This is a genomic window from Gluconobacter albidus (genome assembly GCF_002005485.1).
Taxonomy (GTDB): Bacteria; Pseudomonadota; Alphaproteobacteria; order Acetobacterales; family Acetobacteraceae; genus Gluconobacter; species Gluconobacter albidus.
The window spans coordinates 1,880,458-1,895,776 of sequence record NZ_CP014689.1 but is presented as its reverse complement, the minus strand read 5'-3'; the positions used below and the strand labels follow the sequence as shown (position 1 = coordinate 1,895,776).

Genomic DNA, 15,319 nt, shown 5'->3' with positions numbered 1-15,319 from the left:
GGCTTTTTCCCGGTATTGGAAACAGGAGATCGGAATGAAGCGGATTCTGGATTTTGTCTTGCGGAAATTCATTCAGACGGGAAGCCTGCGAGTCGTATTCAGCGATGGTATTGTCCGCACCTATCGCGGATCAAAGCCGGGACTTGAGGCTGGTCTGCATCTTCGGACAAAGCAGGCCGAACGCGCCCTGATCGTCAATTCCGGTCTTGCCTTCGGTGAGGAATACATGGCGGGCAGCATCGTGCCCGACAGATGTACGCTTGAAACGCTGCTGACGGTTCTGATGGAAAACATCAACAGTCATGGTCATGTCTTCGAAGAAATCGAGGATCGTCTGCGTTATGTTACCCGGGCCTGGAAGACGCTGAATTCCCTGAAGACATCCCGAAGCAATGTGGCGCATCACTATGATCTGAACGGTACGCTGTACGATCTGTTTCTGGACGAGGACCGGCAGTATTCCTGTGCATATTTCGAGCGTGAGGACATGACGCTGGAGGAGGCGCAGGCTGCCAAGAAGCGGCATATCGCGTCCAAGCTCAATCTGGATCGGCCGGGGCTTGATGTGCTGGATATCGGGTGTGGCTGGGGCGGAATGGCTCTGACGCTGGCGAAGGATTACGGCGCGCGGGTTCTGGGTATCACGCTGTCACGCGAGCAGCTTGGTGTGGCGCGGCAGCGGGCGAAGGACGCAGGGCTTGACGGGCAGGTCCGGTTTGAACTGATTGATTACCGCAATCTGCATCAGCAGTTTGACCGGATTGTTTCGGTGGGCATGTTCGAACATGTGGGGCCGCCGCAATTCGAGGCTTTTTTCCAGAAAGTGAAGGCCTGTCTGAAGACGGACGGCGTGGCGCTGATCCATTCCATTGGACGGATGGACGGACCGGGCACGACCAATCCCTGGATCCAGAAATACATTTTTCCGGGCGGGTATTCACCGGCCCTGAGCGAGACGTTGGCAGCGATTGAGCGGTCGGGGCTGTGGATGACGGACTGTGAGGTGTTGCGTCTGCATTATGCGCGTACGCTGGCGGAATGGCGCAAGCGCTTCGATGCCAACCGTGAGAAGATCCGGGCGCTGTATGACGAGCGGTTTGTCCGGATGTTCGAGTTCTATCTGGTGGGGGCCGAGTTGTCGTTCCGGGTGCAGGGACACATGAACTTCCAGCTTCAGCTGACCCGGTCCATCGACGCTGTGCCGTTCACGCGGGACTATATGTTCGAGCGTGAACGGGAGAGCGCGAACCGGTAAGGGTTCTCAGCGGCTGGCGAGATTGAGTTCAGCCAGCCGTGCGAATTCGGCGACCGAGAGGGTTTCGGCGCGGCGGGTCGGCTCGATCCCGGCTTTTTCCAGAAGGCGTTCGCCGCCAATGGATTTCAGTGATGAGCGCAGCATCTTGCGGCGCTGTCCGAAGGCGGCGGCCGTGACCTGCTCCATGGCGCGGAACAGCTGCGGGGACGGCTGCTCGGCGTGTGGGATGATGACGGCCACTGCGGAATGGACTTTGGGTGGCGGCGAGAACGCTCCGGGCGGAATACGCAGGGCGACCGAGCAGGAGGCGCACCACTGGGCCAGCACCGCGAGACGCCCGTAAGCCGAACTGCCCGGTTCCGCGCAGATCCGCTCGGCGACTTCGAGCTGGAACATCAGGGACAGCCGTTCCCATTGTACGGCCTGTCGCAGCCATCCGACCAGAAGAGGCGTTGCGACATTATAGGGCAGATTGGCGATGATCTGGCGTGGTGCGGGGGCGAGGGTGGCGGCATCCAGCTTCAGGGCGTCTTCGCGGACGACGTGCAGGCGGCCCGGATAGTAGGTCGCCAGTTCGTCCAGAAGGGGCCAGGCGCGTTCGTCGATTTCCACCACATCTACGCGGGTGGCGGGCGTGTCCAGCAAAGCACGGGTCAGGCCGCCGGGGCCGGGGCCAATTTCAATGACGCTGCGTCCGGTCAGGTCGCCGCCGAGGCCTGCAATCCGGGCACAGATGCCCGGATCAAGGAGGAAGTGCTGGCCGAGGGATTTCTTGGCATCCAGACCATGGATCTGGATGGTGTCGCGCAGTGAGGGGAGAGACACGTCAGTTGGTGGCCTTGGCGGCAGGGCGCATCTCGATGATGGCGCGGCGCTGGAGGTCACGCTGAAGCTGGCGTGAGGCCTGCTCGACATGTTCGTTCATAAGCTGATCTGCGATTTCGCTGGGGCTCTGCTGCGCCAGGTTCTTTTCCTGCCGGTTGCAGACCATGAGCAGGGCGATACCGTCCATAGAGACCAGCGGGCGGCTGACCTTGTTGGGAGGCAGCGATTCGAGAACCGACTTCATCTGGGGCATAAGACGCTCCAGAATCTGCGAACCGGGATTTCCGGGGCGCTTTTCACCCAGAGACTTGTTGAGCGCTTCCATGGCGTCACAACTATGAACCGTCTGGACTGCAGAGGTTGCTTTCTGCAGGGCTGCGCGCTGCTGTTCGGTTGGGTTCTGCGGGTTCAGAGGGGCATCAAACGGGAAAAATGCCTGTCTCAGGTCAAGCTGGGTGCCCATCTGCTTGCCGACCACGCGCTTGGCCTGAACGGTGGCGATCACGAAGCCGCCCGCGACCTGAATGGGATTGGAGATGGCGCCGATCGGCATCTGGCGCACGATGTTGACGACCTGCGGATCGAGGTTATCTTCCTGGACCCAGCCCATGGAGCCGCCATCAAGGGCAGACTGGGCCTGCGAAAACTGGGCCGCCACGATCGGGAACGGTGCGCCTTCGCGGAGCTGGGAGATGATGGTTTTGGTGAAGGCGAGTTCGGCGTCATCATGTCGGGGATCGGCGACGGGGACGAAAATTTCACTCATGAAATACTGGGCACGTCCCTGTTCTGCCTGAAGCGCCTGTTCGCGCTGGCTGATCTGGGTTGCCGTAATCCGACCTTCTTCGCCGAGCTTTTCGCGCAGCACCTGCATCCAGCCGATCTGAACGCGGATCTGGTCAATCAGTGTCGTAAGCGAGACGCCGTCCGAAGCGAGACGGTTGCGCAGGGCGTTCTTTGGCATCCCGTTGCGCTGCTCGATATTGGCGATTGCGGCTGCAATCTGATCAGGCTCCACATTGATGTGACGCTTGAGGATTTCCTGCGTTTTCAGGCGTTCGTCGATCAGCTGATGGATGATCTGGCCACGCATGCGCCCCATGATTTCCGGGCTGATGGGCAGGCCGGTCGAAAGCACGAAGAGCTTTGCGCGGTTATCCACGTCACGCTGCGTGAGAACCTGTCCGTTGATGACGGCAAGGATCTGGTCTTCCGGGGGCCTGACCGGGGCCGCGGCCTCTTTGGTGGCGGCAGGTTTCGTGGCCGCCTTGTGGTGTGGTGCGGCCATGGCCGGGAAGGTGGCCGAGAAAGCCAGAAGGACAGCCAGGGCCGTGGATGCGGTGCAATGGGTCTTGGACATGCTCAACCGTTGATTCCGAAGGTGCCGATCGTCTTGAACGTGAAGTTGAAGAGGACCGTCTCGTTACGCTGTTCGCCGCCGATACGGGTGTATTGTTTGATATACATGATATCCAGCCCGAAACAGTCATTGGAATAGCCGATTGTGCCACCATTGGCGACGAACTGTTTCCGGGACAGGCTGCGGCGGAAGAAACCCGATGCATGGTAATTGCGCCAGTGGGTTGAGAACCCGCCTGTTACTTCGCTGGTTTTGACCAGATAGGGGGCATTGGGGCCGCTTTGGCGGAAATCTGTTGCGTAATAATAATATGGCGTTACGGGAGCGTAGACATATCCGCCTGTCAGGCGGAACATCGGGACGCCTGTGCTGATCAGGCCTTCGCCGTAATCGAACTGGTGGGTCCAGGGATTGAAGCGGCCTCGCGCCGTCACATCCACATACTGATTCGGACTGACCCGCAGGCGACCAATCGGATCCGACAGGTGATGGTCGAGCCCGGAATAGGGCAGCCGGTTATGGTCGATATGTTCTTGGAAGCTTTCGCCGATGAGCATGTCGATGGCATGACCGTTCCAGGACCAGTTTTGATGGATACCGACATTGGCGCGCAGGCCACCGTCAAGACGGTCGGTTCCAAGATAGCGGTTGAGAGAAAACAGCGTTGTGTCCGTGAATTCGTAGGACAGGCTGTCTTCGTTGGGCAGGCGGCGGTTCTGCGAGTTGCCGGTGTTTGGGGCGGCGATGATCTGGGCGATGGGTTCCAGAATCTGAGAGCCGTGTCCCTTCGCGAAGCTGCGCAGGAACGGCCAGTTCATGCGCAGGGCGATGGTCGGCTGGACCTGTCCCACGAGATGGTTGCCGCCGGCATTCATGTAGTAGGTCGGCTGCTGGTAGGCCTGCGTGGCGTGATAGACCATCGAATCGATCCGCGCCGTCAGCAGGAACTGCTGACCGAGTTTGTTGTGGAACGGACGGTCCCACTGGATGGCCGCCTGACCACGCTGATCGTTGATGCCGTTCTTTCGGTAGAGGTTGAAATCAGTCGTCTGCACGCTGAGGCGACCGCCGAACATGTCCGGCTGCCCTTGAAACGCATAAGTCAGTCGCGGCAGAGCCCAGGGCAGATCCGAGTTGCGGATAACGCCCTGGTTCAGCCCCTGATAGGCCTGTCCATCGAAGCGCAGGTAGGAGCCGACGCCGTATCCTTCGAGGAACAGGTTCGAGTTCAGCATTTCCTGACCGTAACCGGGAACGCGGTAGTCGCGCATATAGTTGGCGGAGCTGGCGACATTGATGTTGGCGCCGACCTGCCAGTTGCGGTCGATCGCAAAATTGCCCCGACCGAACACATACCCCTGAATGCCGTATTCGCTGGATGAGCCTACGTTGTTGCCGAAAGCAGTAGTGTACTTGCTCTCGTTATGGGTGTCGTAGGCGACGCCGCCGGTGACGTCGATCGCGCCGAAGTTGAGGCGGTTGCGGTACTGTGCTGTCAATTCAGGGCCGGTCTTGGTGGAAACCAGACCGCGAACCGTCAGATCCTGCTGTTCGTCGATGGCCCAGAAATAGGGCAGTGTGAAATAGGTGCCGAGATAGCGGTCATGCGGGCTGATGCCGGGCATGAGGAAGCCGCTCTGCCGTTTAATAGACGGGTCGGTCATGGAGAAGAACGGGAAATAGAAAACGGGCAGGCCGAGCATTTTCAGCCAGGCGTGATCGAATTCGAGGCGCTTGTGCTGCACGTCCTGCGTCGCGCCGAAAGCCTGAAACTGCCAGAACGGCGGAAGGTCGGGGTTCTTCTCGCAGATCTTGCAGGCCGTATAGACGGCGTGTGTCAGGTCATTGAGCATCCCGTTCGTGCGGCGCAGGCCGTTGCCGGCCAGTTTGGCGTTGTCTTCCATGCGGATATAGATGCCACTGCCGATGCCGTCATGCATGCCGTGGCTGAACTCGACATAATCGGCATAGGTCGTGCTGCCGTCGGGTTCTACGACCGCGACATGACCCTTCGCCGAAAGGATGCCGGTGCTGCGGTCATAGGTCACGCGGTCCGCGCGCATGGCGTGGTCGCCCTGCCAGACGCGCACATTGCCGTCCCATGTGATCAGACCGTTCTTCGCATAGCTTTCGCTATCGGCGAGATAGGTCAGGGGATCAGTCTGGGAGGTGGGTTTTCCGACGACGATGATATGGGAGTTGTCGCGTTGCATCGTGTTGGCAGACATTTTCTGCGGCGCCACGAGCGCGGTTCCAGCCATCAGTGTGGCACCGACGAACGAAGCGCGTCTGCGGGCGCGTGCTGGGAGCCACAGGGGCACCGTCATCAACCATCCTCCATGTGCAGCAGAAGCGCCACGGCGAGGCAGAGCCCCGCACCTGTCGGCGCCCATGCCGCAAGAACCGGCGGCAACGCACCGGATTCACCAAACTGTTCGGCCACTTTCGAGATGGTGAACAGCGCAAAGCCTGCGGCAATTCCCGATCCCAGCATCCGGGCTACGCCGCCGCGCCGTGTCGGACGCATCGAGAAGCCTGCAGATACCAATGCCATGGTCCCGGCCAGAATGGGAAGGGCCAGCAGCGACTGGAAATGAAGTCTGTGCCGGATCGAGGGAAATCCCGAGCGCTCCAGAAGGTTAATGAACCCCGGAAGCGCGAAGACCGATAGCGTGTCGGGGGATGCGAAACTTTCCTGCACGCGGCTGACCGTCAGGTCGGAGGGAAGGGTCATGTTACCGATTTTCTGGGGCAGGTGATCGGGGTGCAGTACGGAGGTATCGTGCAGCAGCCACTGGTGGTCGCCCAGAGCGCCATTGGGAGATTCGATACGGAGGATCAGGCGGTCCCGGTCGTCGAGGCGAAAGATCGAGACGCCGGAAACTTTCAGCGCGCCGTTGATGAGATGCACGTCCTGGGCGTGCAGAATAGCAACGCCGTGAGGAACAAGTCCGTCATCGGACTGTCTGAGCCACAGGGCTCCCCCGTTGAGCGTCAGGGGACCTCCACCGGAGCGTAGGTAGGTTTGATCCAGCATTTCTGCACTGCGGAACATGCTCGACGACAGGGCAGAAATGCCGGTTGTGGTCAGAAGACCGGTCAGCAGGGCGCAGGCCAGCGGGCTGGCGAGGAACTGCCAGGCGGAAATGCCGGCAGCGCGGGCGACGATGAGTTCAGACGAGCGTGTCAGGCGCGAAAAGCACACGATTCCGCCCAGCAGAATGCCGAAGGGCAGGACATAAATGATGTAGTACGGCACATGCAGCGCTGCGATCTTGACGATGAGGCTGGCTGGAACGTTGGGGCGGGTGGCTGCGCGGCGCAACAGGTCGATGAAATCGAATAGCGACACCAGTCCGGTCAGGGCGAGCACCATGGACAGGGTGCTGAGCATGAACTGCCGGGCGATATAGATGGCCAGGGTCGTGGAGAACCCGGCGTGGTCGTCGCGGGTGCTGAACACCTGAAACAGCGATGTCAGCCAAGGACTCAGTCGCGGAGAGGCGATGCTTCTCATCGGGAGGCCTCCGGCGAAGGAATCATCGGGACTGGCTGCTTCACGCTTCCGGTCCACTGTTCGAGGAACAGCAGGACGGCGCAGATGACTGCGGGCAGGAGGGCTTCAAGCCAGATGAGCGGCACCAGCGCAAGATGTCGTCCGGCGAGGTTCTGGAGCATGAGCGAGAGAGCCAGCAGACCGACGACCGTCAGGATTGCGGTCAGGGGGCGGGTGATGTTGCCGTGACGGGAGAAGGCGCCGCGCAGCACCGTGACCAGACCGATCATCGCAAAGGACAGGGCCGTCAGGGGAGAGGTGAACCGCCGCCAGCCCACGACGATGTTTTTGCCGCGATCGCGTTCGGAGACTTCGTGAGGGTCGGGATGAAACAGTTCGTGGAGTGACATCTCGTCCGGGTCCCTGTCTTCGTGACTGTTCCGGCGCCCCGAGGTCAGGTCAATGGTGTTGCGTCCGAAGGTCAGGACGTTCAGTCGTCCGGTATGGCGGTCAATTTCCTCGCGCGAGCCATTATAGAGGACGACGCGGGGTTGGTTGTTCACCACGACCATGGTGCCGCGCTCGGCGAGGACCGTGGTGTGGGAATCCGGGTTGCGATCATCTTCGACCAGAACGCCGTGAAGCTGCCCGTCACTGGTCCTTCCCCGGACGTAAACGGTCATGTCTCCGGAAAGGCTGGTGAAGACGCCGTCCTGAAGCAGGAAGGCCGCCATGCGGTTGCGGATCTGGAATTCGTAGCGGTGAAACGCGTGGTAGGACATGGGGGCAAGCCACAATGTCAGTGTGTAGCACAATGCTACTGAGAAAAACGCGCAGAGCAGTCCCGGTCTGGCCAGTTCCAGCGGGGAGCGCCCGGCGGCGCGCATGACCGTGAGTTCCCGGTCCCCGACCATTCGCTGATAGGTGAACAGCACCACGAGAAAGGTCGTGATGGGGAGGATGACGGCGATGAAGGTCGGGAGCATCAGCGAGGTGAGCTGGATGAACACGCGCAGGGACAGGCCATGCTGGACCACCATCGAGACGAAATGCAGCGACTGGGTCAGCCAGATCAGGGCTGTTGCACCTCCGGTCAGCGCCAGCAGGGCGATGAGGAGCTGACGGAGAATGTAGCGGTCGAGCAGAGGCAGGATCTGCCGCCCGGAAGTACCGGAGGATGAGGCCATGGCCCTTCATCTATCCCTAGCGCGTGGCGGGAGGAAGGCGAAAAAACGAAACAGTTTCTATCGCAGATAGGCGGCCCGGTCGATGGGCACCCTTGTGGCCGACAGGCTGTGATAGAGTTGTGTTCCGGCAATACCGACCAGAAGGCCAGCACCCGCCGCGAAGGCGAGGGCGATATAACGCCAGGGTTTCTGCATCCGGAAGGTGGCCACTTCCACCTGGAGCAGTCCCATGTCCATCTGGCAGCGCCCGAGCCGAAGCTGGGCAGCGCGGGTATCGGTTTCGCTCTGGCTGAGGCGGTGTTCCAGATCCTGAACGCGCTCGCGCAGGCCTCTTTCCCGCGTTGCGGTGTCCCGCGGGGCGATGGTGCCGATACGCGTGATGAACAGGTTTTTCAGTGCGCCGCCCGTGACGCCGTCGCGGCGGGCCATCTGGCGGATCCGTTCCAGCGCCGTGGCGGCATGGCCGGGCTGCTCGTCCAGCACCAGCGCCAGAATATCGGAGAGGATTTTGATTTCCCTCGGGTCGATGTCTTTGGGATCCGGCGCACGGGCCATGCTCAGGACGGTGCCATGGTGTCTGCGTGAGTATCGGTGCGGGGTTCGGCCGCGCGGCGCAGACGGTCACGGATCGCGAGGCCCAGCCCGTGACGGGGTATCGTCTGTGCAGCAATGGTTTTCAGGCCGCGTCGGCTGCCTTCTGCATCCAGAAAACGCAGTCCGGCGAAAAGACGGGCCGCTGCTTCTTCAAGATTGCCGCTTTCGCTCAGGTTCCATGTCAGGCCCGCGCCAGGAAACGGGCGACCGAAAGCAAGCTGGGCCTCGTCGGGCGCAATGGAGGTCACGTCCAGCCTGACGGGCAGGCTGGGAGCATAATGCGAAGCCAGTCTGCCGGGAGAGGCAGGGGCGATTTCGGCGAAATCGTCCGGATGGCGGATCGGACCGCACAGATCGTTCAGTTCCTCGAGCGTGACTCCGCCCGGACGCAGAAGAACCGGCACGTTCCGGGTCAGGTCCAGCACAGTGCTTTCCACGCCGATGGAACAGGGGCCGGAATCCAGAACCGCGTCGATCCGGCCGTCAAGCGAACGCAGGACGTGGAACGCGTCGGACGGGCTGACGGTGCCCGAGACGTTGGCGGATGGTGCTGCAACTGGCGCGCCCACTTCGCGCAGGAGCGCCAGTGCCGTTTTTCCACGCGGCACACGCAGGGCGAGCGTGGAGAGCCCTGCGGCAGCGAGGTCCGAGACGGTCGAGTTTGGGGAGCGGGGCAGCACCATCGTCAGCGGGCCGGGCCAGAACCGCTCGGCCAATGTATGGGCGATTTCCTTCATCCTGCCGCTGAGCGACGCTTGTGCGAAGGCGCTTTCGGCATCGGGCAGGTGGCTGATGAGCGGGTTGAAGCGCGGACGTCCCTTGGCGGCGAAAATCCGGGCGACAGCGGTGTCGGACGAGGCGATGGCCCCAAGGCCGTAGACGGTCTCGGTACCGAAGGCGACCAGCTTTCCGGCTTTCAGAAGCTCCGCCGCGCGGCGGATACCTTCGGGCGTGGCTGTCAGGCGTTCGGTATGCGGCGTGTCGCTCAAGATGCACCTCCCGTGCAGTAAAAGGATGAATTCAGTCGGCCGGGCTTGCCATAGCGCAGGGGCTGGCCGTCTGCATCCAGAAGGGCGCCCCCTGCGGCTTCGAGAATGGCCTGTGGAGCAGCTGTGTCCCATTCCATGGTGGGGCCGAAGCGGGGATAGAAATCCGCCGATCCTTCCGCGACGCGCATGAATTTGACCGAAGAGGACAGTTTGTCGATGGAAGCGACTTTTCGTCCCGCCAGCCAGCGTTCCAGCAGTTCCGGGTCGCCATGATGGCTGGAGGCCAGCACGCGCAGGCCCTCGGCAGACGGTGTTGCGGTCCGGATCGGGGTGTTGTGGGTGCCGTCCCACCGGTGAGCGCCGAGGCCCTGACCGCCGCTGTAGATCAGTCCGTAACCGGGAAGCGCCACAACGCCCAGAACCGGGCGGTCATGGCGGACGAGGCCGATATTGACCGTGAAATCCCTGCCACCCGATGCAAAACCCCGAGTGCCGTCCAGCGGATCGACCAGCCAGTAGGCGTCTCCTGCGATGACGCGGATCCCGGCCGACATTTCTTCCTCACCGATTGCGGGAATGGACGGACAGGCTACGCGCAGGCCTGACAGGATATGATGTTCGGAGGCATGGTCCGCTTCCGTGACGGGAGAGGCATCGTCCTTGATATCCGTGCGAAAGCCGCGTTCGCGGATAGCGTTGATGATGTTCGAGGCTTCGGAGGCGAGCCGGAATGCCAGATCCAGAAGGGCGCGGTCATCGTTCGCGGGGACGGTAATGAGGGAAGCGGAAGTCATTCGTCCAGACTACTCCAAGAAGGCTTTTGCGTCATGTGCTGATACAGGCGGTTTTACTGCGGACAGGTCGGCACAGGTTCATGAGGGCCGTTCCATGTTGCGAACGGGATTTTTGTCGCGGCGCTGAGGGCGATGTCCGCATGGCAGGTCGTGACCGGGGATGCGATTGTGGACAGGGGCCTGAAAGTGAACGCCGTGGTGCCGGGTTCGCCGTCTTCGCGTGTCAGCTGATAGATCCGGACATGCGCCGGGCTGGGCTGCGGGACGGGATGGCCGTCCATGTCGCGCGTTGTGATGAACAGAAGAAGGCCCGGTTGTCCGTTCACGCGGGCGGAGGCGAAATGGACGGTCTGGATCGCGTCTTCGCCAGTATGGGGACTGTCCGCAAGCATGTCGGCGAGCGGAGCGTTAGGGTCCGCGTCCTGTCTGTCCACGAGGTCGGCCTGATCGGGTTGTTCGGCATCGGGGGTGGTGACGGCATAGAGATGATAGCCCCATGCGTTTCCGTTTTCGCGCCAGAACGGCGTGACCGTCACGGCGGGAAAGCCCTTCGGGTGCAGGGTTACCGGGCTGTTGCCGATCAGGATGGGCGTAATTTCGGTGATCCGGGGCGCTGTGGGAGCGGCATGTCCTTTCGGGAGGCCGAGCGCGACGGCGGAGCAGAGCAGGATCTTCAGGGCGGTGCGGCGCATGGAAGGTCTTTCTCGGGGGAGGGCTTGTATGCCGGGGCGGTGTTTCCGATAACGGAGCTGACGATTTCATGTTCCAGACGACAGGGCCATCATGCTTTCAGTGATTTTCGATTCCCTTCCTGCTTTTTCAGCAGATGCGCCCCATGCGGTTGTGTTGCTGTGCGAGACTGTCGGTGGCGAGACGTTCTCGGCGCTGGACAAGGCGACGGCCGGTGCGGTGTCGCGCGCCGTTGCCCTCAAAGGTTTCAAGGGGGAAGCCGGACAGAGCGTGGTGCTGCCGGCTCCGGCTGAGGGGCTGTCGCAGATCGTTCTCGCCGGGGTGATGCCGAAGGGTGGCGCCGCTGTGGATGCCGTGGCGGTCGAGAACGCTGCGGGTCGGGCGGTGCGGCTGCTGGATGGCGTTGAAAGCGCGGTCCTGGTCGTGTCCGGGGCGCTGGAACAGTTTGCTCCGGAAGCGGGGCTAGGCGCGCGTCTGGCGTCCTATGATTTCGACCTGTATCGCACCAAGAAACCCGGGGGGCGTCCGGTCCTGAAGGCGCTGACCGTCGCGGTGTCGGACGTGGTGGTAGCCAAGGCACGCTGGACGGCTCTGGATGCGGTGTCGCAGGGTGTGATCCTGACGCGGAATCTCGTGAGCGAGCCGCCGAATGTGCTTTATCCCCAGAGCTTTACGCAGCGGATTGAAGACCTGCGTGAGCTTGGCCTGACGGTTGAGGTTCTGGACGAAAGCGCCATGACGGAGCTTGGTTTCGGTGCGCTTCTGGGTGTGGCGCAGGGCAGTGTTCACAAGCCGCGGACGGTGATTGTCCGTCACAATGGCGGTGGCAGCGAGGCGCCTCTGGCGTTCATCGGCAAGGGTGTGACGTTCGACAGTGGTGGCATTTCCATCAAGCCCGCGGCCGGTATGGACGAGATGAAGACCGATATGGGCGGGGCCGCGACGGTGATTGGTCTCATGAATGCGCTGGCGCGTCGCAAGGCGCCGGTCAATGCGATCGGTGTGGTCGGGCTGGTTGAGAACATGGTGTCCGGCGGGGCGCAGCGTCCGGGCGATATCGTGCGGGCCTATGACGGGCAGACGATCGAAGTTCTCAATACCGATGCGGAAGGGCGTCTCGTTCTGGCGGATGTGCTGTCTTACACGCGCAAGCGGTTTAACCCGAAGCTCATGGTCAATCTCGCCACGCTGACGGGCGCGATCGTGGTCAGCCTTGGCTATGAAAATGCCGGTCTGTTCAGCAACAGCGATGCGCTGGCCAAAGGGCTCTCGGAGGCCGGAACGCAGGTCGGTGAGGGCCTGTGGCGGATGCCGATGGGCGAGGCCTATAACCGTGAAATCGATTCAGATATTGCCGACATGAAGAATATCGGCGGGCGTCCGGGCAGCGCGATCCTTGCGGCGGAATTCCTCAAGCGCTTTGTGGGTGACACGGACTGGGCGCATCTCGATATCGCCGGGACGGCCTGGAAGACCAAGGCGTCCGCCATTGCACCGAAGGGCGCGACAGGCTTTGGCGTGCGGCTGCTGGACCGTTTTGTGAAGGCGCATGAAGCCAGCGCCTGAGGATCGGGATCACGCTGTGGATGTCGGGTTCTATCATCTGACGCGTACGCCGCTTGAAGAGGCGCTTCCGGCCCTTCTGGGCCGGACGCTGGAGGCGGGAGAGCGCGCGCTCGTGCGTTGTCCGGATGCCGCCGCCGTCATGGCGCTGGATACGGCGCTCTGGGCGTGTCGGGACCCGGTATGGCTTCCGCATGGGACTGCAAAGAACGGTCATGCGGCCCGGCAGCCGATCTGGCTGACGGAAGGCGAAGACGTGCCGAATGGGGCGCGCTTCCTGTTTCGGGTCGATGGGGCGGGGGAGGATGATTTCGCGCCCTTCACCCGGATTTTCGATCTGTTTGATGGTGGCAATCCGCAATCCGTGCAGCGGGCAAGAGACCGCTGGGTTGCGATGAAATCCTCTGGTCACAGTCTCGTGTACTGGAAACAGGAAGAGCGGGGCTGGAAAAAGGCAGGGTAAGGTTTCAAAGTGTGTCTGAAGCCATTGATGGAAGGGGCCGTCTGATCTGGGGCGTCTTTCATGTCACTGGAGAGGACGCCTGACTGTGCCGGACCCCACGAATTCTTCCCCCGATCCTTTGAAAGCCGATCTGCGTCGCGTCGATATCAATCCTGATTTCTGGTATCCGCTGGCATGGTCGAAGGATCTCAAGCGCGGGAAGACGATCGGGCGTCGGTTCGAACGCCATCCCGTTGCGCTGGTACGGCCTGCGGAAGGCAGCGTGTTTGCGCTGGAAGACCGGTGCGCGCACCGTCAGGTTCCGCTCAGTCTGGGCAAGGTCAGCGGTGAGGCTGTTCAGTGCTGCTATCACGGCTGGGCGTATGGCCGTTCGGGCCGCTGCATCGACGTGCCGTATCTGGGCAAGGGCAAGCTTCCGAACGGTGTGAGGACCTATCCCTGCCGTGAAGCAGGCGGCATGATTTTCATTTTCCCCGGTGATGCGGCGAAAGCGGAAAGCGTTCCCCTGCCGGCACTGGCGCAGGTGGACAATCCGGCATTCAAGACGCGGCATTTTAGCCCTGTCGTGAAATGCCATTACACGTTCATGCATGAAAACCTGATGGACATGAACCATCAGTTCTTGCACCGCCGCCAGATGGGGCAGATCAAGGCACGTTTTCTGGGGCAGGATGCGGGCGAGGGCTTCATTGAGGCGCGCTATAGTTTCGCACGCAGCGGCACCCAGCAGCCTTTGGCGGAGCGGCTGATTTTCGGCAAGCACCACGATGATCCGGGCCGGGAGCAGCCGGTTGAGGAAATCGTCAGTATCCGCACGACCTATCCGTATCAAAGCCTGAAAATCCATGACAAGGACGACGATCTGATTATGGAGCTGTTCAGTGTTTACGTTCCGGACAGTGCCGATGGCATGAGCACGCAGACGTTTGGTCTGCTCTCGGTGCTGCGTCCGAAAACGCCATTCCTGATTGATGTGATCTGGCCCGCGCTGGGCGTTTTCACGAACCGGATCTTTGAAGAAGACCGGGAGATCATGGAACTGGAGCAGAGTGCCTGGCGGGACCTGGGGGGCGATCACAACGTCGAGGTTTTCCCCATCGTGCGAAAGCTGCGCGACCTTCTGAAGGTCAATGGAATTGTGAGGGAACAGACGGCTGATCCTGTCGTTGTCTAGAGACATGGGTCTGGGGATACGGACAGGAGACGGTCATGAAAACAGTCACGCTCAGGAATGGTGTTACGGTTCCGGCACTGGGGTTGGGAACCTGGAATATCGGCGACAGCGCTTCGCGGCGCAGCAGCGAGATCGAGAGCCTGCGAAAAGGGCTTGAAGCCGGTCTGCGCGTTGTGGATACGGCCGAGATGTATGGCAACGGCCGCTCGGAAGATCTGGTCGGGGAAGCCATCGCGGATGTGCGCGACGAGGTTTATCTCGTCAGCAAGGTCGTGCCGTCCAATGCGTCTTATGACGGAGTGTATGAGGCGTGCCGGCGTTCCCTGAAGCATCTGGATACGGACTGGCTGGATCTGTATCTGCTGCACTGGCACGGGGGGACGCCGCTTGACGAGACAATCCAGGCCTTTGAGGATCTGAAGGACGATGGTCTGATCCGGGGCTGGGGCGTATCGAACTTCGATGTCGATGACATGGAAGAGGTCGAAAACCTTTCCGGGAACTGTCTGGTCAATCAGGTTCTGTATAATCTGGAGCACCGCGGGACGGAGTTCGATCTTCTGGAGCATGATCTGAAATCCGGAACGGTGACGATGGCCTATTCGCCGCTCGGGCAGGGTGGGGAGCTTCTGGGGCATCCGGCCCTGAGAGAGGTGGCATCACGGCATGAGACGTCGCTTGGGCCTGCCGATCCGGCGCAGATTGCTCTGGCCTGGGTGTTGCGTCGGCCGAATGTTCTGGCCATTCCGAAGGCCGCTTCTCCGGAGCATGTGGCGGGAAATCTTGCCAGTCTGGAGATCAGCCTGACGGATGCGGATCTCAAAACGCTTGACGGCGCTTTCCCTTCTCCGAAACGCAAGCTATCTCTCGCCATGATCTGACGGTCGTGATGGTTGCGGTCCGTTCTCCCTAACCTGCGGACCGCGCCC

14 protein-coding genes are annotated in these 15,319 nt (G+C 61.4%); 5 read left to right on the top strand and 9 right to left on the bottom strand.

All coding sequences use genetic code 11. The features are described from left to right. Positions 1–34 precede the first annotated feature (34 nt). Positions 35–1,255, top strand: coding sequence for an SAM-dependent methyltransferase (locus tag A0U94_RS08685; protein WP_077803119.1), 1,221 nt, complete (start codon positions 35–37; stop codon positions 1,253–1,255). A gap of 6 nt (positions 1,256–1,261) precedes the next feature. Here the strand turns inward: A0U94_RS08685 and rsmA are convergent, their stop codons facing one another. From rsmA to A0U94_RS08640, 9 genes are read right to left on the bottom strand one after another with little or no spacing between them, the layout of a single operon-like run. Continuing rightward, positions 1,262–2,080, bottom strand: a complete 819-nt coding sequence (gene rsmA / locus A0U94_RS08680) for a 16S rRNA (adenine(1518)-N(6)/adenine(1519)-N(6))-dimethyltransferase RsmA (protein ID WP_077803118.1) — start codon at positions 2,078–2,080, stop codon at positions 1,262–1,264. 1 nt (position 2,081) lies between these two features. Further along, positions 2,082–3,440, bottom strand: coding sequence for a peptidylprolyl isomerase (locus tag A0U94_RS08675; protein WP_077803117.1), 1,359 nt, complete (start codon positions 3,438–3,440; stop codon positions 2,082–2,084). A 2-nt stretch (positions 3,441–3,442) separates the two neighbouring features. Continuing rightward, positions 3,443–5,767 (bottom strand): LPS-assembly protein LptD, encoded by a 2,325-nt coding sequence (locus A0U94_RS08670; protein ID WP_077803116.1) that lies wholly within the window; start codon positions 5,765–5,767, stop codon positions 3,443–3,445. Then, complete coding sequence (gene lptG, locus A0U94_RS08665; RefSeq protein WP_149026733.1) at positions 5,767–6,957, bottom strand: LPS export ABC transporter permease LptG; 1,191 nt, start codon at positions 6,955–6,957, stop codon at positions 5,767–5,769. The genes A0U94_RS08670 and lptG overlap by 1 nt, the downstream gene beginning before the upstream one ends. Next, positions 6,954–8,123, bottom strand: coding sequence for an LPS export ABC transporter permease LptF (gene lptF / locus A0U94_RS08660; protein WP_077803115.1), 1,170 nt, complete (start codon positions 8,121–8,123; stop codon positions 6,954–6,956). Before lptF ends, lptG begins: the two co-directional genes overlap by 4 nt. A gap of 57 nt (positions 8,124–8,180) precedes the next feature. Further along, complete coding sequence (locus A0U94_RS08655) at positions 8,181–8,678, bottom strand: hypothetical protein (RefSeq protein ID WP_062110115.1); 498 nt, start codon at positions 8,676–8,678, stop codon at positions 8,181–8,183. A gap of 2 nt (positions 8,679–8,680) precedes the next feature. Further along, positions 8,681–9,706: an L-threonylcarbamoyladenylate synthase gene (locus tag A0U94_RS08650; protein ID WP_062033157.1), complete on the bottom strand. Its 1,026-nt coding sequence runs from the start codon at positions 9,704–9,706 to the stop codon at positions 8,681–8,683. Beyond that, positions 9,703–10,500, bottom strand: a complete 798-nt coding sequence (locus A0U94_RS08645) for a 3'(2'),5'-bisphosphate nucleotidase CysQ family protein (RefSeq protein ID WP_077803114.1) — start codon at positions 10,498–10,500, stop codon at positions 9,703–9,705. The genes A0U94_RS08650 and A0U94_RS08645 overlap by 4 nt, the downstream gene beginning before the upstream one ends. A gap of 53 nt (positions 10,501–10,553) precedes the next feature. Continuing rightward, positions 10,554–11,192 (bottom strand): hypothetical protein, encoded by a 639-nt coding sequence (locus A0U94_RS08640; protein ID WP_077803113.1) that lies wholly within the window; start codon positions 11,190–11,192, stop codon positions 10,554–10,556. Between the two features lie 91 nt (positions 11,193–11,283). Here A0U94_RS08640 and A0U94_RS08635 point away from each other — a divergent pair, with 91 nt between their 5' ends. The 4 genes from A0U94_RS08635 (at position 11,284) to A0U94_RS08620 (ending at position 15,271) form a co-directional block, all read left to right on the top strand. Continuing rightward, positions 11,284–12,756 carry a leucyl aminopeptidase gene (locus A0U94_RS08635; protein WP_077803112.1) on the top strand — a complete coding sequence of 491 codons (1,473 nt, stop codon included), beginning with the start codon at positions 11,284–11,286 and terminating at the stop codon, positions 12,754–12,756. Next, the gene (locus tag A0U94_RS08630) at positions 12,740–13,216 is read left to right on the top strand and encodes a DNA polymerase III subunit chi (RefSeq protein ID WP_167369368.1); all 477 of its coding nucleotides are present in this window, start codon (positions 12,740–12,742) and stop codon (positions 13,214–13,216) included. Before A0U94_RS08635 ends, A0U94_RS08630 begins: the two co-directional genes overlap by 17 nt. Before the next feature lie 85 nt (positions 13,217–13,301). Further along, positions 13,302–14,390, top strand: coding sequence for an aromatic ring-hydroxylating oxygenase subunit alpha (locus tag A0U94_RS08625; RefSeq protein ID WP_077803111.1), 1,089 nt, complete (start codon positions 13,302–13,304; stop codon positions 14,388–14,390). Between the two features lie 35 nt (positions 14,391–14,425). After that, the gene (locus tag A0U94_RS08620) at positions 14,426–15,271 is read left to right on the top strand and encodes an aldo/keto reductase (RefSeq protein ID WP_077803110.1); all 846 of its coding nucleotides are present in this window, start codon (positions 14,426–14,428) and stop codon (positions 15,269–15,271) included. Positions 15,272–15,319 lie beyond the last annotated feature (48 nt).